Annotated in this window: 25 protein-coding genes and 1 riboswitch; of the genes, 2 read left to right on the top strand and 23 right to left on the bottom strand. The window is 45.2% G+C overall.

What is annotated here, in order from left to right:
• Positions 1 to 268 precede the first annotated feature (268 nt).
• The gene (locus MKX40_RS08235; RefSeq protein ID WP_339240718.1) at positions 269 to 1,312 is read left to right on the top strand and encodes a LacI family DNA-binding transcriptional regulator; all 1,044 of its coding nucleotides are present in this window, start codon (positions 269 to 271) and stop codon (positions 1,310 to 1,312) included.
• A 150-nt stretch (positions 1,313 to 1,462) separates the two neighbouring features.
• Here the strand turns inward: MKX40_RS08235 and MKX40_RS08230 are convergent, their stop codons facing one another.
• From MKX40_RS08230 to MKX40_RS08130, 21 genes are all read right to left on the bottom strand, one after another.
• Entirely contained in the window at positions 1,463 to 2,641 is a 1,179-nt protein-coding gene (locus MKX40_RS08230; RefSeq protein WP_339240717.1) for a DUF4272 domain-containing protein, read from the bottom strand.
• A 50-nt stretch (positions 2,642 to 2,691) separates the two neighbouring features.
• Complete coding sequence (locus MKX40_RS08225) at positions 2,692 to 3,912, bottom strand: RtcB family protein (RefSeq protein ID WP_339240715.1); 1,221 nt, start codon at positions 3,910 to 3,912, stop codon at positions 2,692 to 2,694.
• A 178-nt stretch (positions 3,913 to 4,090) separates the two neighbouring features.
• Positions 4,091 to 4,513, bottom strand: a complete 423-nt coding sequence (locus MKX40_RS08220) for a hypothetical protein (protein WP_339240714.1) — start codon at positions 4,511 to 4,513, stop codon at positions 4,091 to 4,093.
• Positions 4,514 to 4,804: 291 nt separating this feature from the next.
• Positions 4,805 to 5,239: a GNAT family N-acetyltransferase gene (locus MKX40_RS08215; RefSeq protein WP_339240711.1), complete on the bottom strand. Its 435-nt coding sequence runs from the start codon at positions 5,237 to 5,239 to the stop codon at positions 4,805 to 4,807.
• 40 nt (positions 5,240 to 5,279) lie between these two features.
• Positions 5,280 to 5,705 carry a GNAT family N-acetyltransferase gene (locus tag MKX40_RS08210; protein ID WP_339240709.1) on the bottom strand — a complete coding sequence of 142 codons (426 nt, stop codon included), beginning with the start codon at positions 5,703 to 5,705 and terminating at the stop codon, positions 5,280 to 5,282.
• Between the two features lie 156 nt (positions 5,706 to 5,861).
• Positions 5,862 to 7,931 (bottom strand): S-layer homology domain-containing protein, encoded by a 2,070-nt coding sequence (locus MKX40_RS08205; protein ID WP_339240707.1) that lies wholly within the window; start codon positions 7,929 to 7,931, stop codon positions 5,862 to 5,864.
• Between the two features lie 135 nt (positions 7,932 to 8,066).
• Positions 8,067 to 10,736 carry a LuxR C-terminal-related transcriptional regulator gene (locus MKX40_RS08200; RefSeq protein ID WP_339240705.1) on the bottom strand — a complete coding sequence of 890 codons (2,670 nt, stop codon included), beginning with the start codon at positions 10,734 to 10,736 and terminating at the stop codon, positions 8,067 to 8,069.
• Positions 10,737 to 10,925: 189 nt separating this feature from the next.
• On the bottom strand, positions 10,926 to 11,465 hold the full coding sequence (pgsA, locus tag MKX40_RS08195; RefSeq protein WP_339240703.1) for a CDP-diacylglycerol--glycerol-3-phosphate 3-phosphatidyltransferase: 540 nt from the start codon (positions 11,463 to 11,465) through the stop codon (positions 10,926 to 10,928).
• A gap of 200 nt (positions 11,466 to 11,665) precedes the next feature.
• Positions 11,666 to 13,591: an ABC transporter permease gene (locus tag MKX40_RS08190; protein WP_339240701.1), complete on the bottom strand. Its 1,926-nt coding sequence runs from the start codon at positions 13,589 to 13,591 to the stop codon at positions 11,666 to 11,668.
• On the bottom strand, positions 13,588 to 14,343 hold the full coding sequence (locus MKX40_RS08185) for an ABC transporter ATP-binding protein (protein ID WP_339240699.1): 756 nt from the start codon (positions 14,341 to 14,343) through the stop codon (positions 13,588 to 13,590). The genes MKX40_RS08190 and MKX40_RS08185 overlap by 4 nt, the downstream gene beginning before the upstream one ends.
• 116 nt (positions 14,344 to 14,459) lie before the next feature.
• Entirely contained in the window at positions 14,460 to 15,464 is a 1,005-nt protein-coding gene (locus MKX40_RS08180) for a sensor histidine kinase (RefSeq protein WP_339240698.1), read from the bottom strand.
• Positions 15,461 to 16,150: a response regulator transcription factor gene (locus tag MKX40_RS08175; RefSeq protein WP_339240696.1), complete on the bottom strand. Its 690-nt coding sequence runs from the start codon at positions 16,148 to 16,150 to the stop codon at positions 15,461 to 15,463. The genes MKX40_RS08180 and MKX40_RS08175 overlap by 4 nt, the downstream gene beginning before the upstream one ends.
• Before the next feature lie 25 nt (positions 16,151 to 16,175).
• The gene (locus MKX40_RS08170) at positions 16,176 to 16,901 is read right to left on the bottom strand and encodes an SDR family NAD(P)-dependent oxidoreductase (protein WP_339240695.1); all 726 of its coding nucleotides are present in this window, start codon (positions 16,899 to 16,901) and stop codon (positions 16,176 to 16,178) included.
• Positions 16,902 to 16,970: 69 nt separating this feature from the next.
• Positions 16,971 to 17,690 (bottom strand): class I SAM-dependent methyltransferase, encoded by a 720-nt coding sequence (locus MKX40_RS08165; protein ID WP_339240693.1) that lies wholly within the window; start codon positions 17,688 to 17,690, stop codon positions 16,971 to 16,973.
• 220 nt (positions 17,691 to 17,910) lie between these two features.
• Entirely contained in the window at positions 17,911 to 18,294 is a 384-nt protein-coding gene (locus MKX40_RS08160; RefSeq protein ID WP_339240692.1) for a VOC family protein, read from the bottom strand.
• Positions 18,295 to 18,552: 258 nt separating this feature from the next.
• Entirely contained in the window at positions 18,553 to 19,026 is a 474-nt protein-coding gene (locus MKX40_RS08155; RefSeq protein WP_339240691.1) for a GNAT family N-acetyltransferase, read from the bottom strand.
• A 153-nt stretch (positions 19,027 to 19,179) separates the two neighbouring features.
• A riboswitch (ZMP/ZTP riboswitch) is annotated at positions 19,180 to 19,261 on the bottom strand.
• A 30-nt stretch (positions 19,262 to 19,291) separates the two neighbouring features.
• On the bottom strand, positions 19,292 to 19,807 hold the full coding sequence (locus MKX40_RS08150) for a GNAT family N-acetyltransferase (RefSeq protein ID WP_339240689.1): 516 nt from the start codon (positions 19,805 to 19,807) through the stop codon (positions 19,292 to 19,294).
• A 34-nt stretch (positions 19,808 to 19,841) separates the two neighbouring features.
• Positions 19,842 to 20,366: a YfiT family bacillithiol transferase gene (locus MKX40_RS08145; RefSeq protein ID WP_339240688.1), complete on the bottom strand. Its 525-nt coding sequence runs from the start codon at positions 20,364 to 20,366 to the stop codon at positions 19,842 to 19,844.
• Between the two features lie 45 nt (positions 20,367 to 20,411).
• Complete coding sequence (locus MKX40_RS08140; RefSeq protein WP_339240687.1) at positions 20,412 to 20,951, bottom strand: GNAT family N-acetyltransferase; 540 nt, start codon at positions 20,949 to 20,951, stop codon at positions 20,412 to 20,414.
• Positions 20,951 to 21,499: a hypothetical protein gene (locus MKX40_RS08135; RefSeq protein WP_339240686.1), complete on the bottom strand. Its 549-nt coding sequence runs from the start codon at positions 21,497 to 21,499 to the stop codon at positions 20,951 to 20,953. Before MKX40_RS08135 ends, MKX40_RS08140 begins: the two co-directional genes overlap by 1 nt.
• A 19-nt stretch (positions 21,500 to 21,518) precedes the next feature.
• Entirely contained in the window at positions 21,519 to 21,959 is a 441-nt protein-coding gene (locus MKX40_RS08130) for a cupin domain-containing protein (protein WP_339240685.1), read from the bottom strand.
• Positions 21,960 to 22,143: 184 nt separating this feature from the next.
• Between MKX40_RS08130 and MKX40_RS08125 the strand changes: the two genes are divergently transcribed.
• On the top strand, positions 22,144 to 22,917 hold the full coding sequence (locus MKX40_RS08125; RefSeq protein ID WP_339240684.1) for a sporulation protein: 774 nt from the start codon (positions 22,144 to 22,146) through the stop codon (positions 22,915 to 22,917).
• A 155-nt stretch (positions 22,918 to 23,072) separates the two neighbouring features.
• On the opposite strand, the gene MKX40_RS08120 is transcribed toward MKX40_RS08125, so the two are convergent.
• Both MKX40_RS08120 and MKX40_RS08115 read right to left on the bottom strand, forming a co-directional pair.
• A complete protein-coding gene (locus MKX40_RS08120; RefSeq protein ID WP_339240683.1) occupies positions 23,073 to 23,357 on the bottom strand; it encodes a hypothetical protein in 285 nt (94 codons plus the stop codon).
• 28 nt (positions 23,358 to 23,385) lie between these two features.
• Positions 23,386 to 23,955, bottom strand: coding sequence for a hypothetical protein (locus MKX40_RS08115; protein WP_339240681.1), 570 nt, complete (start codon positions 23,953 to 23,955; stop codon positions 23,386 to 23,388).
• Between the last annotated feature and the right edge of the window lie 264 nt (positions 23,956 to 24,219).

The following is a 24,219-nucleotide window of genomic DNA, read 5'->3' as shown; positions in this document are numbered from 1 at the left end:
ACACCTTATTAAAACCATAAATATAACTTTTATTATTTTGTTATTTTTAAATAATAACAAAATAATAATTTTACAGACAAAATTCGTCATTCTATCTGAAAATGTGCTTATCTTCACGTGGATTGCGTATCCTGAAATGCTGTGCTTCTCTAACATTTTGAATTCTCTGTCCGTTATTAGATTAAGAGAAATACATCATGCTATACTAGAATCAGTTGGATATCGCTCCAAACAAGGAATACGGCAGAATTACGAGTGTAAGGATGGTATGATGAAAACGAAGGTAACAATTCAGGAGATTGCACATTTTACAGGTTTGTCGAAATTCGCGGTGTCACGAGCTTTATCTGGAAAATCGGGAGTCAGCGATCAGACGAGGGATGTCATTCTCAAGGCCGCTGGCAAACTTGGGTATTTCAAAGATAACAGCCTCTTGTCTGGTGAACTGTCTCACAACAGTGAATCATCACATGACTCGAAAAACACACGTTCAAGCGGTACCATCTTAATTTTGTTTCCCAATGTTCGATACCAAAATCAGGACTCCGTATACTGGGGACCCGTCTTTAACGGGATTTCTTCCAAGCTGAACCAAAAAGGCATTAATATTCTAACCTTGACGGAACCATCCGCAGACCAGCTATTCACCCTACTCAACCCGGATGCCATTCGTGGAATCATTACCGTTGGCTCGATCTCGACCCCGATTCTGCTTGAAATCAAGCGGCTCAGTATTCCGGTTGTAATGGTCGATCATCTGGACCCTGTTTTTCACAGTGATAGCATATTCACCGATAACTTTGCATCCATGCGGGAGATCATGCTCTATTTGCTCCGCAAGGGCTTCAAAACTTTCCAGTTCGTTGGAAATATCGGGGATGCTCAAAGCTTCTATGAACGCTGGATTGCATACACTTCTGTACTTATGGGCCATGGGATGGAAATAAGTCAGATTCCCGAGCTGAGCAATCAGGCATTGGATGAGTTCCGCCAGACGTTCACTTCGGTAATCCATGAGGATAATCTGCCTGAAGTGTTTGTATGTGCGAATGACTTTTATGGGCTATATACCATAGAAGCCCTTGAGAGTATGGGGATTCGTGTACCCGATCAGTGCGTTGTCACGGGATTTGATAATCTATACGACCATATCCCATTACTGGCTACAGTCAATGTGAACAAGGAATTGCTCGGTGCGCGTGCGGTGGATCAGATGTTATGGCGCATAGCGAATCCAGAAAGCAACGTCGAGAAAAAGTTGATTCTTGCTGACGTCATCATCCGTGAACAGTTCGGCAGGCATAGCGGATAAAAGCAGAATATATGGTGGTAAATATGTGTGAATACACATATTGAAGCATGCATGGAATAAAGTTTGTGTCCACACAGAACCACACGCCAAACACCCCTTTAACCGTATTTGAGCGGCTATCGGGGTATTTGCATTGTTGTATGTTGTGTTCTACGTATCTGTACGCACATCATCCCACTCCTGATCCAGATAACAGATCAGCCAGTTCAAAGCACGGTGACGTTCATAAGCCACTCCACCATTCAAGCCAGCGGGAGGTGTTTTGTCATTGACACGACTATCCACACACACCCAGTTATAACGGTAGATCAGATCTGCTTCATCCAGAATCTCGCTCTTGCTACGCAGAGATGCATCGGAGAGAAAGTCGGCAAAGCTGTCCTTCTGTTGCAAATAACCGACATCCTTCCCTACGTTACACAACACCGTTGGTGCACCCAATTCCTCCACATAACCAAGCGCCCACAACATCACGTGGTACGCTTCATATCCCCAAGAGAAGGCGATGATCTCCCGCTGCTCCGCTCCGTGTTGGTCGATAAACCTCTTCTCTACGGGTGAAAAAACGGATTCAGCCTCATACTTGTCGATCACTTCCTGAACCAGAGCTGCGGTATCCTCCGCGCTTTCGCCTGCTCCCAGACACTCTCCCTTAAGCGCGGCAAGACACAAGGCTACCGCACGGCGCGCGACTTCCTCTTTACTCCGAATGGTGGTGTGCTCTTCTCCGGCCCTTGCAGGCAAGTTCGCATTATAAGGAATGCCTTGTTCCGTCAACCGTTGCTCTGAACGGGCTTTACGTTGAATTGCAGACTCTGTCTGGGTTCCAGCATCGTCCAGGAAACTGGTGTGCGCTGTCACCGTGTAATCCTCCACCTCAGATTCTCCATTCACGTCCAGCAATAACTGGCCATGTGCATTCAGCAGAGATCCTCCTCCCCAGAAAATGACGGCATCCAGAGCATCCGCCAAGCGCAGCAATTCGCCGAAGAATTCTTCCGAGATATCCTCTTCTGTCTCAATACCAATCACCATGTTCAGTGTGGAACATTTAATCAATACCTTTTCCTGGAGCGAAGCATTGCGCCCCTCAATCTGACTCAAAAATCCAAGCATCCCCTGAATCATGGTCGTAAATTCCTCAGGATGTGTCTGGCTGGTCATGATATTAAAACCTTTGGTTTTTTTACTCAGCCATTTTTTCTGAGTCACTTGAATATGGGTCTTGTCTTCCCTGCGTTTAATCGTACCCTCAGGATAAATGGATTGAATCACTTCAAACAGCTGATCCAGGTCAAACTGAGAGCTGTATATTGCACAATTTCTCATGAAGTCCACCCTCTCCGTTATCGTGTAAATGTTCAGTTGAACATATATGACTAATCCTTATACGGATCGAATTCATTACCTCCGGCCATGGCGACACCAACGGGACGTAGCACATGGTTGATTTTCAGCGTATTCGCATGTGCGTTCAGTACGTCTTGCAGTTTCTTATACACAAACGGACTTTCGTCCGTGCCCGCTCCCCGCAGTTCAACGCCGTAAGCACGAATCGCCTCATGCATCTGTGCTTCGCTAATCTCACCGCCCATGCGTGTGCGCAGCTTGTAATTCATTTTGCCAGCCGCCTGGGTTCGGCTCATCGTGCGCCCTGCCCCATGCACGGTGCTGCGGAATGACTCGGTATTTTCTTCACTGTGGATCCCCTCCACAATCACCGAGATATCACCCATACTACCTCCGACAAAACCGAGCTGCCCAGGTGCCAGTGGCGTTGCACCTTTGCGAACCACGACGACCTCTTCACCCATATGCTGTTCTTTCCAGGCAAAGTTGTGATGGTTATGTACGGTGTATTCAGCATTTGCCCCGAGAATTCCAAGCACCTGTTCAATGACATAATCACGTCCTGCATAAGCGTATCTGCCCGCCAGAGTCATTCCATCCCAATACATATCACCCATTTCGCTGTTCAGGTTAAACAACGTAGGCGGTTGATCCATGGATTCACCCGGCGCTTTGCCACTGAACTGACGCCCTGCGGCAAGGTTAAGGAACCCACTCGCCACTTTGTGACCGAACCCGCGGCTGCCAAAATGATTCGCGATCCACACCTTTCCCGTGGCCTCTTCTACAAAAATATCCACGAAATGATTGCCACTGCCTACGGTTCCAAGTTGGTTGCGTGCGAGCGTCTTCAGCTTATGCTGTAATCCCGGTTCAATGGTATCAAACAGCTTCCAGCTCGCGTCGTCGAACAGTTCATGATCCACGGGTGTTGGATTGTTACGACCCACGCCGAAAGATATATTCGAATTGATGTCATCCATAATCGTCACAATCTGATCCCGAATATCATCCCACATCAGGTTGGTGCGCACAGCCTTGTTACCACAGGCAATATCATATCCGACACCTGACGGACTGATCATATTCCGATAAGCGACAACCCCACCGATGGGTTGCGAGTAACCTTTGTGGTGGTCGGCCATCAGAGCCACACCCAAGACATCTCCATATTGCGAGCAAGTCACCGCCTGACTTACGGCGTTCTCCAGCGGCTCCCCCCAGACTTTAATGTTATCTACGATACGCATGATTGTGTTAACCTCCTATGTATTATTTTGAATATTTCATCTTAAATTTTGATCTGATACTTTCATTAGTTTAACAAAGATCAGCGTAGCTCGAAACGTTATCATCCTTCAGATCACCAATTATTTACACATAAAAAAAGAGAGCTCGGCTCCCTTTTATCACACGTTTGGTACCTATTCACTTCTTGCTAATCTTAAATTTGAACGCCCAAGTCGCTGTGTTACCAGAATACCGACCTCTGTTCTCGGTCACCACCACAGAAAGCGTCTTGTTGGTTGACTTGGAGAACGAAGATAGTTTGACGTTGGTACTTTTACTCCCGTAATCGGGAATTTTGTCCTGTTCTTCAGCGACGGCCTCCAGTTTCAACGTACCTGTAGACTTCAGATTTAAGGTGACCGATGAACCCTCTTCCAGAACTTTGCCATTCACACTTGCTCCGATGGCCCATTCATTACCGACAGAGTTGTTCTCGACAAGCTCTGCGCTCACCAACGTCACGGTGACCTTAACCGTTTTGGCGGCAGCATAGGAGGTTGGGGAACATACGGCGAATACCAGGCTCAGAATCATGAAAACATTAGCCCATTTTTTGAGCACGAGAGTGCCTCCCTCTTATTCGTTTCATTTGTTAAGACTATGCCTTATTCGCCATATTCCTTAAGTAATCCTTCCACTTGTGTAAAAAATTCTCACTTGAATTATGTGTTCAAAAAGTGCGGTTTTCAGTACCAAGAAGATGGGATGAAGCTAGAAATGGAGTAGCAGAGCGTAGAGAAAACTACGTGAGCAACGGACATTTCGGCTGAATTCCATATTCGATGCTGAGATGCCACCAGGCATTCTTCGTAATCAAAATTGCACTTTTTGAACAACCTCTTGAATGGTTTTTTAAAGATGCTTCCGGTAACCCTGAACCTTCTCATCCTTGAAACCCAGCTTCTCATAAAATATATGCGCTTCCTTGCGCTGATCGCCAGACACCAGAATCATGTAACCACAACCCAGATCTTTGGCAATACGCTCAATCTGGAGCATCAATCTCTGCCCAATGCCCTGCCTGCGCACCTGATCCGATACAATCACATTCTCCACAACCATGAATGGTTTGCATGGACCCACCAGATCCATACACTCAATCCCCATAACGGACCCAACCAGTTTGCCATTGTAAAACGCACCAAGCACATGATAATGGGGATTCTGCTGTATGTAATGGAACATCTTTTTCATCTGCTGCTCATTGGTAGGCGTTCCCATCAACTCATTGTATAGCTGGCTTAGTGATGGTAAGTCTTCAAGTCCGATTTCTTTAATGGTAACCATCGTCATCCTCCTGATTTTATCCTATTTCGCGTATGTTCTCTTACGTGAGGTCCTTCTTAAAATAATAATGACTGTGTCCAGTCGGTGCATTCTCGATCGTTGTGATCAATTGGTATCCGTGCTTCTTGTAAAATTCTGGTGCTTGATAGGAAAAGGTATTTAACATGACAAAATCACAAGATTTCTCTCGTGCAATTCGCTCAACTTTAAGCAACAACTGTGAACCATATCCCCGATGCCGCTGTTCAGAATCAACCCAGAGAATATCAACCTCCAGCCAGTTCCAGCAAAGTGTACTAATCACACCTGCAACAATCTCGCCAGTCTCATTTTTGATATTGAAATTCAACTCCGCGTAACGATGCCTTAATTCCGCGCCCACATGTGCAGCATTAAATGCAATAAGTTGCTGGCGAATATAATCTGAATCCTCTGAAGTACTCGGGTTGATATTTCCTTTAGACATCCTCTTCTCCCCTATCATCATTACTCACAGCCTCATTCATTTCTTGCATATTTTAACATAAAGTTATCTCACACAAAATAAAAACAACGAACCTTCCATATAGGAAGGCACGTTGATGTAACTTGCATTAGTTCACATATGCTGTTCTAAGTTACGCTACTCTATTCCTCTCAGATCAACGTACACGTGACCTACACCGGTTCTGCCCAGAGGGTCGGTAGCTTTCACCTCAATCCGAATAGGCTCACTACTCGTCCCCAGTGCAGTAACGTATAGTTTCTGTCCAATCATTCTGACATCTGCCAGTTGTGGATCAGGGGAGTCAGCCTCTAGTGTGAGAGTTGATCTAACGTCATCTTCATCCTCAAACATAAAGGACAGGTCAATCTCAACCTCATCCCCATGAACATAAGCGGTATTACCCGCAGGTGCCTCTACCAATACAGGAGACGCATCATCGAAGTCATACCTGTCCAAACGTTGCAGCAACGTGTGATGCAGTGTGAAGTCAGGCTCTTCTCTCAGTGTTATGGGATTGTTACTCACATCCAGATATTGCAGATCAGGTAATCCAGCAATTCCAACGGGTAAATGAACAAGCTCATTACTGTTCATATCCAGTTCTTGCAAGGAGTCTAGTCCGCTCACATCCAATAAAGCAAGTCGATTATTCGCAAGATTCAGATACTCCAGCTGATCCAGTCCTGTCACATTAATTTGCGTAAGTTCGTTACCGGATAAATCAAGCCAATTCAAGCGATCAAATCCAGAGGCATCTGCTTTGCTTATTTCATTTCCGGAGAGGTCGATTTCAGTTACGTTCAGCCCTTTGAAGATCTCGACACCTGTCAGATCGGAAATGCCCGCATTTCTGGCATACAATCCTCCATTGGTCTGAATGAGAGCTTCCACCAATTCATCTTTGGTCAGTGGATCATCCACATCCTTTTGCAACCAATACGCAATAGCTCCAGCCAAATATGGATCAGGAAATTGACGACTTATCGTATTGGCCTGTACCTTAACGTTGAGTTGTGCCGTGACACTGGCACCCTGGACGTCAGCTGCTTTGATCGTCAACGTTGTTTCTCCAGCAGCCTGTGGAACAAGTCGAATCACTTTTTCTACGACAGTAGAGGAAACGATGGTTGCATCTCCGGTTATGACACTGAATTGCAATTCATCACCATCTGGATCACTAAAATACGTGGAGACATCCAAGTCCAATGGGGCATGATCTAGTGTAAGTTCCTGATCAGGCAAACCGCCACTACTAACCAGTGGCGCCCTGTTCCCCGTACCTGGATTGGACGGAGTGGAAGGATTCGTTGGCGTAGTTGGCGTAGTTGGCGCAGATCCACCTCCTCCACCCGTACTTCCAGTTCCATTCCCTGGTGTCACCCCGGAATTACTGTTTGCGTTTCCTGCGCTATTGCCGCCTGAAGTTGTACCCTGCACCTCAATTCCCTTTCCTGGCTCATCAGGATTGGATTCCGAGTTGGTACCCCCTTGTTTCGCAGCTTCATCAAGCACTTGAATGACTTCAGTTGTGCGTAGTGCGATCACAGCCATTTCCTGTCTGGAGGTAGAACGCTTCGGCGCAAAGTTTCCATTGTCCCCTTTCAAGATTCCCAATTCAACAGCCTGTTGTACACTAGGCAATGCCCAGGCACTAATATCGGAAGTATCCTTAAATGACAACTCTTTGGTCAAATTTAATGTTTGATCATATCCTTTAGCCTTCAGAGCCCGAATAATTGTCGTTGCCAGCTCTTCCCTCGTTACCAGACCGGCAGGACGAAACGTACCATCGGGATAACCATTCATAATTCCTGCCACTTGAAGGGCATGAATATAGGTTCCATTCTCAGCGTTATGATCCAGATCCCTGAATAACAGATCTGGAAGCTGGACTGAGGACAACACGTTCAACTCCAATAGTTGAGCCAGCGTATACGCAAGGTCGCCTCTTGTTAACGTTGCGCTCGGATTGAAATTCCCTGCTTTGTCCGCCAGAATCATCTGTTGCTCGGCAGCCCTTTCAATAGCTTGCTTGGCCCATGGTGCTGCCTGCTGCAAATCCCGAATGTTTACTGCATCAGTCGCTGCATGCACTGTCCCGGGAACAGAAATGACAGATAAAGACAGAAGGGCTGCCCAATAAGGCGAGACCTTACGGATCTTATTTTTCGTATGAACTTTACGTTTGGTTATTCGTGTTGACATCTCTTAACGTTACCTCCCACGTGAACATAACTCTGGTGTCAGCAAAGACTCGTCAGCGTTATTTGATTATCTTCATTGTAGGAGAGACCTTAACTCGAAAACAGTCTACAAAAGAGTAGACATCGTTTCACTACATCATAACAATCCCCGTTGCTCCGCAATCTGTACAGCATGAGTACGACTACTCGCACCCAACTTCGCGAACACTCGGCGAATGTGTGTATTAACGGTTCCAGGTGAAATGCCAAACTCGGCAGCAATCTGTTTGCTGGTCATGCCCTCTGCGATGTGACCGAATATTTTTTGCTCCATCGGGCTGAGTCCCACTTCCTTTGTATCCAGCTTCGCCTCTCCTACAGATGAGAGGCCTCTTAACCGTTTGTCTCTTGCGAAAGCAGACAATAACTGTTTCACATAAGCCATTTTCACACCATCATCGTGTATTGCCTTCGTGCGACGCAGAGACAGGTAGTCCTGTAGCAGCCGCTTTATCTGTTCACCTTCAGCAACAAATGAACGGATATACCCTTCGGGTCCTCCCAGCACCAGAGCACGGGATAACGCCACAACACCGGCATCTGTAGATGCCTGCTTTTGCAGCATGATTGACTCTAGCAGAGCACACTCTACCTGTTCAGCAAGCAAGTCCCGTTCTTCAGCCAGTTTACGGATTCGTCTCAATTCCTCTCGTGCATGATCATACTGTTCAAGGATGATCATCGCACGTATGCGAACCATGGATCGAAAGATCTGATCACAGCTGATCTCAACAGCTGCATCTCCTTCGTTTGCAGGCTTAGTCAGAATGGTATGGGACGATTCCACTGGACTCATTTCAATTAAAATTCGGTGTTGATGTGCTTCCAGTACTGGCTGCCAGTATTCCATGTCCTTCACAGATAATACACCCAAGACCTGCTGAAGCAGTTTCAAACCTTCTTCAGGTCGGCCCATTGTAAGTTCAAGTCTGGCCTTGAGTACATACGCAGGAACGAGCAGCGCAGCCACCTTGATCTGCAAAGCCACTTCAAGCGCTCGGTCCGCATAACTTATCGCTTCTGTAATTCGATCCTGTTCCATTAAAATCTCACCATATCCAACACCGTAATAGGACGTCACGTAGGCATGTTCAGCATACCAACGTTCCGTAATCGCCCCGAAGCAAGCTTCCCCACGCCTCAAGTAGCCATTAACACCATGAAAGCTGCGCAGGCGCATACTCTCTCTCCGGTCATAGTCCATATACTGAAAGGCAATATCATCAGGATATCCCTGATCAATATAGGACACCAAATAATGAGCCAACCCCTCCAAATCTCTGTTCAGATAGGCCATATAAGCTCGCATTACACATATAACTTGCAACAAATACCCGATAATCTCTGGTTCCAGCTGCCCTTGAAGATGCACCCGGATCACATGTTCCAGTTCATCAAGTTGCTTCACCATCTGTCCATAAGGCATTTCACGTGCAACAAGGAACAGATAAGACATATATAATTTGGGACGTGATTTCACGATCTCCAGTGGCACAACATCAAAGTATCGCCGGAGCGTCCACCACTCTCCCATAATAAAATGGGCAAACAACTCTTCAAGCAGTCTCGCTGCATCCTGCATATGCTGTCCGAGAATATAATGATCCAACGCTTCAGCCGTGTACCCTTGTTGCTCATACCAAACTGCAGCAAGAGCATGTAATTCATTTACTTGTTCTGTGCCACAACGATCCAGTTCACGCTTTAGAAATGCAGAGAACAAATGATGATAACGATACCAGTGTGCTTCCCGATCAAGTGGAACAAGAAAAAGATGCTCCTTCTCCAGTTGCCTTAACAATTGCGGAGCTTCCTGCATATTACTTAATACCTTACATAGACTGCTGTTCATTCTTCTCGTGATCGCTGTTCGGAGAAGAAATTGCTGCATTTGCGGTGACTGACGCTGGAATACCTCTTCGAGCAAGTAATCCGAAATCGTTCTCTCGCCAGTTGTTCCATAATCTTCACGAGACAGAGGTGATGATATCGAATTCATAGGGCTGACCGAAGCGTTTCCACCCCATGCGTGAGATAAAGCGAGCAGCTTCAAACCGGCAGCCCAACCCTCTGTCTGCTGTACCCATCCACGCGCATCTCCCCCGGTAATATCCAGATGCATGATCTCTTGGCAAAATTCAATGCCCTCTTCTGGCGTAAATGCCAGTTCCTGAAGTGTAAATTGCTTCAACTCACCTCTCAGACGCATCTTTTCAAGCATGAACGGAGGATATGTGCGACTAGACAGGACCAGATGAATGGATAGCGGAAGATTTTCAATAAAGTACTGCATCTGTTCATGAATCTCCGGCTGGGTAACTGCATGATAGTCATCCAGAATGAGTAGCGCATGTTGATTGGTCTGGGCAACACGGTTCAGCAATAATATCAATGCCGACCTGGGATCTACCGGGTACCGTTGCAAAAAATGCGGCAGTACATCCCCGCAGAGACCCTTACTCACGCGATCCAGTGCATGAATAATGTAGAGCCAAAACTGAAGCGGGTCCTGATCTTTATCATCCAGGCAGACACAGGCTGCATGAATAGCTGCACTTCTCACCCAGCTACCTAAAAGTGTTGACTTCCCTGAACCCGCCGGGGCAGTCAACAACGTGACTTTGGATTGGAACAATTCTTCGTGTTGCAAACTTAGCCGTGGACGTTCCATTGTGTCCGCTGGCAAAGGTGGAAGTTCCAGTTTGGTTGTTAAAATCATAAATTGAAGCCAGTCCCCGTGGTGACCAGCGGTATGTTCCTGTTGCATGAGATCCTCCTGAATCAGCACCGTTGTGCCTGTTTTCCGATTCATTTTATGTATATTCAGATATTCTAAGTATACAAGGAACCATGACTATGCCCCACATATTTTTGAACGGAAATCAACGACAAACAACCCCTGTACATGAAGTACAGGGTAACATTCGGATTATCAACCATTATCCGATTGGCTCTTCTATTTTTCTGTCCGAAGCAACTGATAGTTCATTACAATATAATTCAATCCCGATAACAGCGTAACACCTGCCGCCAGCCATAATAGAACTAGGTCAACCCGAACCTCAGTCAGCAAACTGAACGAAACATTGTTCAACAAAATTGCAATAATCGCTGCCACCTGAAGCACCATTTTGATCTTGCCATATCGATCGGCTGCAAGAGCAATGCCCTGCTCCGTTGCCACCATTCGTAAAGCTGTAATAACTATTTCACGCCCAATAATGATTACAGCAATCCATGAACTGATCATATTTTCCTGAACCATCAGGATTAACGCTACCGCAATCAACAGTTTATCCGCCAGCGGATCAAGAAGCTTCCCCAGATTCGTGATTTGATTATATTTTCTCGCCACATACCCATCCAATTTATCCGTACCTGCCGCTACTGCAAATATAATTATTGCAAACAAAAAGCTACTCTGATTAAGGAAACAGAGCATAAACAATGGAATCAACGCAATTCTTGCCAACGTGATTTTATTTGCATAATTCATTGAACATCACCTCTCCTCGATTCAAATGTTATCCGTGGATCAGATTCCGTGATTCTATCATCATTTCGACTCAATTCCATTATCATCCTTTTTTTACGAGGTAATATACTTAGAAAAAGAAAAAAGAACAGTCTGTATATATTACAGCTGCCCTTTACTCAAACTATTTTTGTTAAATCCGCATACGCCTGATCCCAATTCTACAAAGCTTCCTTAATTACCCGTTTATAATACCACACGGACAACAGACCAAAGATCGAATATAACAATGTATAGACAATCATGACAATGACCGTAGGTGTCGCCAGCTCCGTGCCAAAGAAAAACCAACCTGATTTCACGGCAAAATAACTATGGCTCAATCCTACCATGAGTGGAATACCGAAGTTAAACAACTGCTTGATCTGAATGCCACGCAACAGATTGCCTTGCGTAAATCCGAGCTTTCGCAGAATGGTATAATTGCCCTTCTCCTCTTCACTCTCATTCATTTGTTTAAAGTACAGGATACATCCTGATGTAATTAAAAACGTCAAACCGAGGAATCCAACAATGAACATAATTAGGCCCATCGTGTTACGTTGGTTATTTCTGAACTCAACCTGGGAGAAACTTGGGGCTTCCAACTGCTGCTCCTTATATACGGCATAGGCATCTTCAGCCTGCCCCTCGTTCACAATACGTACACCATAGTAGTCAGCCCACTCGACTTTCTGCAGCTCGGGATCGATATCCTGCTTCAGTTGCTGATATACCGTCTCATCCACGACCGCTACAGGCGTGCCCCTAGTATAGTACGTGGGAAGGACGCCTTGTTTAGTTGTTCCGATAAGTTGTTGTGCCAGCCTATGTTTCAACCCGTGCAAGACGATTGGACCTTTCTCCTGAATGGAAATTAACTGCTGAATGGCATTTCCATATCCCATGAAGACCACTTCACCTGCTTGCACATCAATGTTATCTACCATACTGTCACTCAGTACACTACTGAACAGGTATTGTTCCGTCATGGAGTCATCCATCACTTCTTGTGCATCAATTTCAATATAAATAGGCTCTCTATGCTTCTCTTCATAAGCAATCTGTTTGTGTTCCAACTCCGCTACAAAACGACTTTTCACATCCTCCTGAGCAAAAGAGAAATCCTCCGGCAAACTTTCCTTGGCCTGAGCTTCTGCCGAATAATATGAAATGTAACTGAGTGACAACATGCCAATCGCAAGCGCAGATACGGTTGTAATAATCGTGAGCAGCAGGGCATTAGACTTCATGCGGAACATGATTGAAGATAACGATAACACCTCATGAATAGATAGGTAGCCGTTTTTGCTTTTGCGAACCAGATTAAAGATAAAACTTACCGACCCCTTATAGAACAGGTATGTCCCCAGTATGACCGAGAACAGAATCAGGATCATCGTATACATCAACTGCTGCATATCCATTGCCTCGCCACTGAACAGCCGAGCAGACACGAAGTATCCATACACAATCAGGGCAATGCCCAAGACGCCAACAATCATCTGTCCAAACGACATCTTCTGCACCTGCTGCTCCGAAGTGGATGACACCCGAAAGAGCGCGAGAATACTCTGGCGCTTGATAAAGATATAATTCATCAGCATAATGAGCAGATACATGATCGTAAAGACGATCACCGTTTGCAGCAGTGCCATCGGAGAAAAGTACAGTTTGGTAATCGCATCCACACCGAGAATTTTGAACAATATCATCAATACAAGCTTGGACGCAAGAAAACCAATCAACACACCAATGGCCATGGAGCCAAAATAAAGGATACTGTTCTCGGCGCTCAAAACACCAAAAATTCTGCCCTTCGTCAGTCCAATCAATTGAAATAATCCAATTTCTTTGCTGCGTCGCTTAATAAAAATGGTATTGGCATATAGCAGAAAAATACCGACAATACCGATTAATAACACCGAAGATGCGCCTATGGCTGCCGCACCTTTTGTTGAAGCAGCTACCTCATCCATGGAAGGATCATACTGTAACGTCACAAAGGAAAAATACAAAGCCACACTGAACACAAGCGTAAATACATAGAGATAATAATTCTTCAAGTTTTTCCTTAAATTACGGAAGATAATATAATTCAAGCTCATTGCTGTACACCACCCAATACGCCCTGGGTTTTGATAATGTCATTAAAGAACGATTGCCGGGACTCGTCTCCTTTATTCAGCTGGGTGTAGATCTGACCGTCTCGAATGAAGATCACTCTGCTGCAATAACTTGCAGCAACCGGATCATGGGTAACCATAATAATGGTTGCCTTTCGGGTACTGTTCATCTCACTTAACTTGCCGAGCAGATCGGAGGCAGACTTGGAATCAAGCGCTCCGGTTGGCTCATCCGCAAAGATGATACTTGGCTCATGGACAAATGCTCGTGCTGCTGAAGTCCGCTGCTTCTGCCCACCTGAAATCTCAGATGGATACTTGTCCTTCAATTCGTAGATGCCCAGTTCATTGGCAATCTGTTCAAACTTCTGGTGTGCCTCCTGTTTTGGAATACTTGTGATCGAGAGCGGCAATAATACATTTTCCTTCACCGTAAGGGTATCCAGCAGATTATATTCCTGAAAAATAAAGCCCAGATGATGTTTGCGGAACTCAGCCAGCTGTTTCTCCTTCATTCCGGTGAATTCCTTGCCCTCAATATCAATCGTGCCCTGGCTCACCCGATCGATGGAGGAAAGTACATTAAGCAGTGTCGTTTTACCCGAACCCGATGGCCCCATAATACCGACAAACTCTCCCTTGCTTACCCCGAGATCAATCCCCTTCAGCACTTCCTGTTTATTCAGTTTATTACCATAGACTTTATGAATTTTTTTGGCTTCCAGTATCCACATATCCCACTCACTCCTCTTTGAACTTCTGCAAAATGCCCATGTCTATATCATAGGCGGGATGTGCAGTGTTATCGTGTGATTCACCGAACAAAACCAAAAAGCATGTGACATTATTGTCACACGCCTGCAAGATGCACCATGTCGTTCTTTCGCGGAAAAGTAAGTGTGACGGTAGTGCCCTCGCCAGGAGAAGACTCTACATGAATGCGCATATGAAGGGTTGGGACCACCTGACAAACCAGATACAGCCCCATCCCAGTCGCCGCTCCATCCATTCTGCCTCGGGTAGACGTAAATCCTTTATCAAATATACGCGGCAGATCCTGAGCCTCAATCCCTCGCCCGTGATCCTTAATCATCAGTATGACATGTCCATCCTGTTCCCGACTTTCAATGAGGATGTCCGATGAATCGCTATATTTCACCGCATTGCTCAACAACTGCCGGAGGATGAAGCCTAACCATTTGCTGTCTGTGAGCACACGCGATACCATCAACGACACATCAAAGCCAATCCCCTTGGATATGCACCACGATCTCAGTGCTCGAATCTCACTATTCAATATCGGTTCAAATTCCGTCTCTTCGATGAACAGATCATTATGCATGAACGGAATCCGCTTCTGATGAAGCTGCTGATCCAGCAACTGATGGATTCGTAACCATTCATATGTCATTTGGCTCTGTAGCTTATCATCTGGCAAGCGCTCGATCATCAGTTGCAACGCAGTCAGTGGGGTCTTCACCTCATGAATCCAGGACAACATCTCGTCCTTCTCCTGTTCCAAAGCGATAAAATGATGTGACGACTCCTTACGATATCGCTGTGTCTGGGAACTGAGGGCCTCATGTACGATCTGCTCATATGGACTATCGGCGATATCGAGTTCTCCCAGATTATAAGTTTGATCCCAGGTGCTCAACTTTTTATAGAAACGAGTCTCTTTCAGATATCTCGCCCAGATAAAAACAAGACAGACCACCACATTCAGCACTACGATATACACCACAGATTGGAATGGAATGGACGAGTCCAGGTAAGCTACCAATAAAATAATAAGTTGTATGCTTACCAGTAGACATAACCAACTAGCCCTTTCTCGTATGTACTTACCGATCATGCTTCTGCCTCTTCCGTTGCCATGTACCCCTGACCTACCTTGGTTTCAATGTATCGCTCCAAGCCGATGGGTTCAAGCTTCTTCCGTAACCGATTAACGTTAACCGTCAGCGTATTGTCACTCACGAAATGCTCGTAATCCCACAAGCTCCGGATGAGATCCTCACGGGTAACGATCTGATTTTTGTGCTCCACCAGCACTTTAAGGATGAACATCTCATTTTTGGTTAACAAAACAGATTCATCCCCGCAAGTGAGTGTATTTTTCACATATTCAATTGCAGCACCGCGCCAAGTCCGGAGTTCAATATGCTCTGTATTGTAGTTGTACACCCTCCGCAGAGTTGCCTGAATCTTGGCAATCAATACATCGAAGTGAAACGGCTTCTGGATAAAATCGTCTGCACCCAAATGCATAGACATGACCATATCCGCAGGATGATCCCGTGAGGACAAAAAGATAATCGGCACATTGGAATGCGAACGAATGATCCGACACCAATGGAACCCGTCATATTGGGGCAACTGAATATCAATAATGACCAATTGCGGCTGAATTACGCTATACTCCTGCAATACCTTGCCAAAGTCCTGCACACCATACACGTCATACGACCATTGGGATAACCGTTCCTTGATTTCATTAAATAACGATTCGTCGTCTTCAATGAGCATAATTTTAAACAAGAGAGTTCACCACGTTTCTGTTCTTCTAAGGTTGATTGTGTCCATCCATCCGCTCGATCAACTGTATCGCGACGTCTCGTGGCGATCTTAATTGGCCTGCTTCATACACTTGATTGAACATGCCTGCAAGCGCAAACTCCTCTGTACTTTTGCCTCGTGCAGCAGCCTGTAACTCTGTATCGACCATCCCCGGATCAAAAGCAATGATCTCAACAGGATTCTGTTGACCCGTTTGCTCCAAAGATACGCATTGGGTGAACATGTTCAGGCCTGCTTTGGATGTACAGTACACTGCCATTGAAGGCGCGGGATAACTTCCCGAACCCGATGAGAGATTAACAATTTTACGTCTGGCGGACAGGTGATTGGTTTGTTGAATAAAAGATGAGCTCAGTATCATTGGCGCTGCAAGACTGATGTTAAGACTCTGACTTATCTCTGCCGCACTGCATTGTTCTATGGGTCCTAGAGGCTCCAGCATCGCTGCATTATTAATGAGTCCAATGCAATCAGCTTCCTGAGAACGGATTTTGTCCAATACATGTGTAACCATATCATCAATCCCCGTCAGGTCGGCTAGATCGTACTGAACATGATGGTAACGCCCGCTCCATTCCTCGCTTGATTCCAACTCGTGCGAATGCCCGCGTGAAATGCCATAGACCCAGTCTCCCCTGGCTAACAACAACTCCGCGAGCTGTTTGCCAATTCCTTTGGATGTACCTGTAATGATAAAATACCTCTGTCTCATATTCCCCCGCCTTCTCTCGCTCAATGCAGTATTAGTTAAACTCCACCCTATGACTTTATAACTCTATAACTACACGCCAGGTTTTCTCCACATGGTCACCCACAAAATGGGTAATCCAAAACAATTCTCATCCTGGCCCATCGCCTTCATAGGACGTAATTCCACGCATTCAAATGGATCTTGCAGTAAATAACGGAGCTTTTCCTCCGTAAAGGCCAGTCCGCCTTTCATCGACTTCTCTTGATATACCTGCCAATCATCCATGACGCTCTCCGGCCCACCTTGACCGCCAAAACCAGGAGCAAAACAGCTCATCCCAAAGTATCCTCCGGGCTTGAGCGCTTGGTGAATCATCTCTATGTAAGGAATCCGCTGATGAGGTAGCAGATGATGCAGACAACCCGAGTCGTAGACAAGATCATATTCTTGCTGCGGGGCCAGTTCGAACACGGAGCGACATTCAAAATGTACGTCCAGTTGCTCTTCTGCCGCCCTCTCCTTAGCCCAGGCAATAGCTGTCTTGGAAAGATCATAAGCATCTACCTGATATCCTTGGCGGGTCAAATACAATGCATTTCTGCCTGGACCACAACCCAGTTCCAGTGCCTTGCCACCTGCAAGCAAACCTGCGTTCACATGTGCTACCAGATTCTCATCCGGTTTGTTTGGGAAAAAGGGTATGGGTCTGTTCCGGTCCTCATAGAAAGGCTCCCAAAATTGCTTGGCAGATCTGAAGTCTGCATCGAGCATATCATATAGATCCTGTACACTTTTAATCGTTTTTTCCACTACCACATTCCTCCTTAAATCCTCCATCCGAAACTTCAGTTCATACCCTTCATTTCTCGTCAATTTTCATTAAATTAGCTACACTTTATTATAACATTTTTAACCATTAATCCTCTATTTTTCTTGTATTTTTCTACTCTGAAATATAAGATTTTTCCAACAAAAAAACGACCGACTTGGATGTCGATCGCTTACAATTGTAGTAGTTTTTAGTTGAAGTTTACTTCGTCCGCTCCAAGACTGCAAAGTAATTTTTTTCGTTATCAGCAAAGTTGAAGACACGCCCCGTTGGCATCTCGACAATCTCTCCAACCGTTACATGTTTTCCAGACAAGTCAGCATATAGTTGATCCAGATTTTCGGTGAAGAACATTAATGATGGTGTACCCAGATTTACACCCGCCGACATCCGCTCGACAAACTCTTTGTCATGGAGAATAATGCTCGTCTGCGAATCTGGGGTAGGCGCAATCTCAATCCATCTCATGCCCTCGTCGAGGTTTACTTCATCCACAATGTGGAATCCTGCAACTTCCGTCCAAAATGCTAGTGATTCATCCTGATTGTTGACATACAACATAATTTGGCCGACTTTGCTAAACATGCATCATTCACTCCTCTGATCATCTAATCTCTCAACATCCTGCTTATCATTCCTCAACTTCCAATAGAGTATAACATGCAGGACAGCTTTTTCATTATCTTTCTTTGGCATTACACTGCTTTGATCGAAGTTTCAGATCAGACCGTTGTAGCGATCCTACTTTGGAGAATAGGAGCTTCCCCTTCACTATGCAGATAGGTTAAATTAGCTTAACAAATCAAGATCAGATTTTGAGTAAAATGGATTTCTTGAAGTTACTTATAATGTTTTGACAAGAGCCAGCCTATGGAACCCCGAGGTATAATAATTCATATCGATACCTTCCTTTTGAAAATTCATTCGTTCATAAAATACGAGCGCCGCTTCATTTTCTGCATGATCAAGTGTGTAAAGCATGATATCACTACATCCAAATCCAGCTATTTTCATGCATATTTCAGTAATTAGTGTACGTGCTACACCTTGTCGAAGGTGTGATTTACACGTAACAACGCCAACGATTTCATATCGGTTAACCGTAGGCTGAAAGATATAACCAGCATGACCTATGACAACATCTGCTTCGTCAACCATGACATAATAAGCACTGATCCGTTCATCCATCATATTTAAAAATAAATCCCAGCGCGCAGGATACTGTTCGCGTATAAACGAAGGGAATTGAAAATGATGGTCCGTCATCATTTTCAGCACTGCTGGCTGATCAATCGTTTGAAAAAGACGAATAGTCATCTTGCCACCCCCTCCCCTTAAAGATCACAGCTTCACAGAATCCAGCCAAATCCATGCTTGTCATTCCATCAAATAAAACAAACGCCATTTTCATTGCCGCCACCCGTCCTCTCGTACCCGAATAATAAATAAAGTGTTTGATCAAAAGATCAAACACTTTGCCCAGGCGTACGGCATATAATATATGTGCTTCCTCGTGGTTCACTCCACGTTTACGCCAGTCACACACAATCGATATTTAAAAACCAGTATACATCACTCACACTTATTGTATGCCTCTTAATTTCTTCGTAAGATAAAGTACAACATCGTCGTCCATAATCGTTTCTTCACCTGGCTGAATGTAATGATCGTGTCTGTGAACACCATGACCGTCCGGTATGTATCCGCGATGGGCATATAAAACTTGCGCTTTGCCATAATCGGAAAATACACCTACACCAATACCTGCTACATCCGTTCGTTCCGAAATAACTTCCTCTGCGCGGTCCATCAACCGTGAACCAATACCTTGGCGCTGGAACTTGATCAGCACATTAAAATCGTTAATTTCGGGAATGCCTTGTTCCCTGAAAGAAGGGTATTTGGAATGCCACAATACATTCACGTATCCGGCAAATTCTCCATTCAACTCCGCTACCAAGGTTACACGGTCCCCATTCTGTTGTTCAGCCAAGTAATGAAGATACTGCTCAGCGTATCTCCCCCACCCCTGCTCCTGAAACGCCTTGGATATGATTACAGGATCACTCTCATTTAATAATCTGATATGTACAGTCATTAATAAATTCTCCTTAATAAGATATTTATCCTAACTAAATTTCCAGTCGATCTCGAAGCGATGTAATATGAGCAACATGGTGTTTGCCATGCCAAGCATACATGCCCAGATTATAATCCAGTCTCGTCGTTTCTTGCGATGAGGGATGATAGAATTGTTTGGCATAATCCGCATCTGTCAGTGCCTTTAACAGAACCACCCACCGACGATGGAGCGCATCCAGAATTTGAAGTGAGAACTCAACATCCAGGTCCCTTGAATCACTCAGTTCAGCCCAACGCTCTTCATAATACGGTCGAATTGTAGGTGTATCCTCGGTCAGTGCCAACTTGAAACGAATCATACTGTTCATATGGCTGTCTGCCATGTGGTGAATGACCTGTTTGAGCATCCATCCACCTTCTCGATACGGCAGACTTAATTGCTCTTCACTCAGCCCCTTTACCGCTTCTCGCGCGCGTTCAGGTAGCTCAGCAATGTCCTGAATCCACTTCTCCCGCTGTGCCAAAGTAACTTCACCCGTGTGTACAAATGGGCCTATCGGAAATCGTTCGTCCATCCATTATTCCTCCTTGTTTGTATGATGAAAATAGCTCTTAATATTCTAACGTGCATATTCCATGAGCCAGCAGTCTCTCATCTGCCCTTCATGCAGCTCATGTTTCTCCAACAGCATAATCCTTTGAAAACCACATTTCTCATAACAGGATATCGCTCGCAAGTTCCAGGATTGAGGGTCCATAACCACTTTACGGGCTTGTTTTTCATGAATGAGATAGGCTAGCATGGATTGCACCAGCAATGTTCCGATACCTTTGTTCCAATAATCTATCTCACCAATGAACTGATCCGTTCCATAGATGATCTCATCCGTGTCTCCATAACCATACTCCGTTCGTTCTTCTTCCTCAAGCTTATAGAACTGAATGTATCCTATGGGACTTCCTGCATACTCAACGATACAACGGGTAGCATCATCATCCTGATTGTAGAAATGCTCTCTTACCTGCTCCAGATCATGCGGCCGATCACGGCCTTCATAGTATTGAAGGACTTCCGGGTCAGTCAGCCACTTCACCAGCTGGTGTTCATCTTCTGTTTCCAAGAAACGTACGGTGATTCCGTTTGATTCGTATACACTCATCACTCTGCATACTCCTTAATGATCTCCAGATTTTCACCCGTAACCCAACTTAGATCCTTCCCCAACAACTGCTCGTTGTGAACATAATACACGATGGGATTTTCAAGCGGTTGAGTCGTTCCATCCAAGGATCTGAGCGTAAACCTCAACTTGTAACTCCCCATCTCATCAGGGATTGCAAACCCTATCAGATTCTCAGCTGATTTCCTCGTTTTCCCCTGCACCTTCAGATACTCTTCCAGAATGACTTGATCAAGATAGGAGCTGCCAACAGACGAAGGCACGTACCACGCATTATCTTGTTCTTCAGTGAATGTGGCTCCTCCCCACCCCGGGACAACGGGATACACCATATGTTGATCTTTGTCTTCTCTTTTTCGCGTTATCTCTAACTCTACCTCAACTGCATCCGTATCAATCTGCCTGATGGTACCTGCCATCACAACATCTTTGGCATTCACACTTGGAATAACATAGCTATAGATGAGCAGAGTCACCAAGAATATGATCGTTATTCCCGTAATCCACAATATTGTTCTTTTACGCATCTGTCTGCCTCCCGTCTGGTTAATCATACTTCTGGAGCAGCTCCTTCTCTGTTACAGATTGAGTTAACCTATCCAACTCAGGTGATGCCATCCAATCACTGGATGTATTCAATCCATGTTTGATTGTATGGATCGCGCTATGTGCAGACATGTATATATTGTGGTGGACTCCAGGTTGGACAATAATATGCTCTCCTTCACGCATCACTCGAATGGAAAACACCTGATCGTCTCCATAACTGGCATAAGCAATCCATCCGGATTGCACCACATAAAACTCCGTTAGACTGATATGTACATGACTGTTTTGCCATGCTCCCTGGGAAGAAGCAACGGTTCTGCAATAATAACTGCCATCTTCGGATATCATTTTATATTTCTGTTCCCCATTTGCCATCTGCTCAAAGCTGGTTTTGACACCGGTCTCACCATATTTCTGTTCTGAAAATTCTGTGTTCAATTGTCTTCATCTCCTGACAAAAAATCCCTTTAATCTAACATTCGACATCGACTAAGCGAATCTCCTGTTTGAATATGCGAATATCTTTGCCAAAATTTGAAACGCCTCTCTCCCAGTTTCCGTATTAAGGTCGAAGTCGTATGTATGGCCTATAATAAAACCATCTGATCTGGAGGTTGAGCGCATGTCATTTTTCAAGAAAATGTTAGCCAGTGTAGGTGTTGGAGCAGCCAAAGTAAATACGGAATTGCATACCCCAGAAGTCACGCCTGGAGGAATCATCTCGGGGGTTGTGTACATTGAAGGTGGAGATGTGGAACAGAACGTAGATCGAATCTATCTTTCAATCAAAACCCATTACATACGGGAGCACGATGATCGCAAAGTAAAAGAAACAGCCATTATCGCCAAATACCTGCTCACCGAAGGTTTTACTTTACAGCCTGGAGCCAAATTGGAGAAAGAATTTTCATTTGACCTGCCAGAAAATCTGCCAATTACACTGCATCGTGCAGAAGTTTGGGTAGAAACGGGGCTCGATATCTCAAGCGCGGTGGACCCATCAGACCGTGACAGACTGCATGTTGTTCCTAGCAAAGACATGAATACTGTGCTCGATGCGATCGATATTCTTGGCTTCAAGCTGCGTGAAGTGACCAACGACTATGCGCCGAAGCTTGGCGGAAATCTGCCATTTGTGCAGGAATTCGAATATGTACCAACAAACAAGTTCCGTGGACATCTGGATGAGTTGGAAGTCCTGTTCTATCCAATGGGCGATTCGCTCGAACTGTTATTACAGATCGACCGCCGTGCTCGTGGGCTCAGTGGAATATTCTCCGAAGCCATGGGGACGGATGAAAGTTTTGTCCGCTTGCATCTGTATGAAAGACATCTGGCACGAGGTGCACATTCTGTCGCTCAAGGACTGGAAGAGGTTATTTCCAAACATATCTAGTCTGTAGTCTGTGAAAAAATAAAACCGTCCTCTATCAGATAAATCTGATGAAGGACGGTTTTTTGGTTTTCCGGATAATAAGGCTTCGAAGTTCTCCCCGTGCAAAGACAGCGTAAGGAACATGGGACAGACATGTAGCTTACGAGGACACACCTTCAGGAACGCTGTGTCCAGCGTTGCATTCCTGATCGAAGACCGTAATATGCAGCGGCGAGCAAAATGAACCCGGCAACAGCCATAATCATGGATGTTGTATCCCATCGAACCATAGTTCCAAAGGCAACCTTGGATTGCAATGGGGTAACGGAAGAAGCGGTGTTTGTCAGATCAGGTGCGTAATTCATGGTCATGATCATGCCTTGCACAACATTCCAAGCTGCAAAACCGATGATGAATAACAGGGTAACCAGAACGGATTCCGTTGCTAATCTTTTGTTCATGTTTGTCATTTCGCCCCCTATTCCCAATTCAATTAGACAAGAAATGCTGCATCTCCTTTTTCAGCAGACCTTTGTTGGCATCCACATACTGATACAGCAAGTCGAAGCTTTCCTCGTTATCTGCTTGCATGCTTAAATTCGCGGCTTCCAATTCAATCTCCTGCAATACCTCATGAATCTGTTCCCCATGCGTTTGCAGGCTTGTCGTAATGTCATCTTCAGACAGGCCATTCACATTATCTCGCAATTGCCCGTTCGTTACGCCGCTTTCGGACAACATCTGCTCTATCTTCTTCAGGATCACGGCATCTGCATCATTGCCGATCCGTTCCATAGCTGTTATCGTCTCACTCAGATACTGCCCGCTGGCATTCTCAAGGAAACCGGTCATACCGTTCATGGACAGCTCGGTATCCAGATCGATGATTAGAATGATATCTCGCAATACTTGCGGAAGTTCCGGCCCACTCTCTCGAATCGTTGCGAATTCAGCCCGATAAAGGTCCATGGCAACACTCCCCACCACTTCTTCACCTGACATCTCTTCAAACTGATCGAGTGGTAACAACTCCTGCAGTTCTTCTTGTAACTTGTTCATCTTTCTCTGCCTCCTGTATCTCTCTATCTGAATAGTTAAACGATTTTTTTACACTGGACCACTACGCGGCCAGAATAAACTTCCGCTCGCTGTTATCCCCAGATTGTTCTCATTCCCTTTATTAACGGGGAAACTCCAGTGATAAAGGCGAAGTGTATGCTTCCGAAGCAGCTTTCTTGCAGAAAGCTTTTAGCTCCGCTTCTTCAGTTTTTTTCTGTCCTCTCCGTTATCGTGTAAATATCAAGCTCAACTACGCCGACACGT

It is taken from the genome of Paenibacillus sp. FSL R5-0517 (assembly GCF_037974355.1).
Taxonomy (GTDB): domain Bacteria; phylum Bacillota; class Bacilli; order Paenibacillales; family Paenibacillaceae; genus Paenibacillus.
Note: the sequence above shows the minus strand (reverse complement) of the source record. Positions and strands in the feature narration are given on the sequence as shown.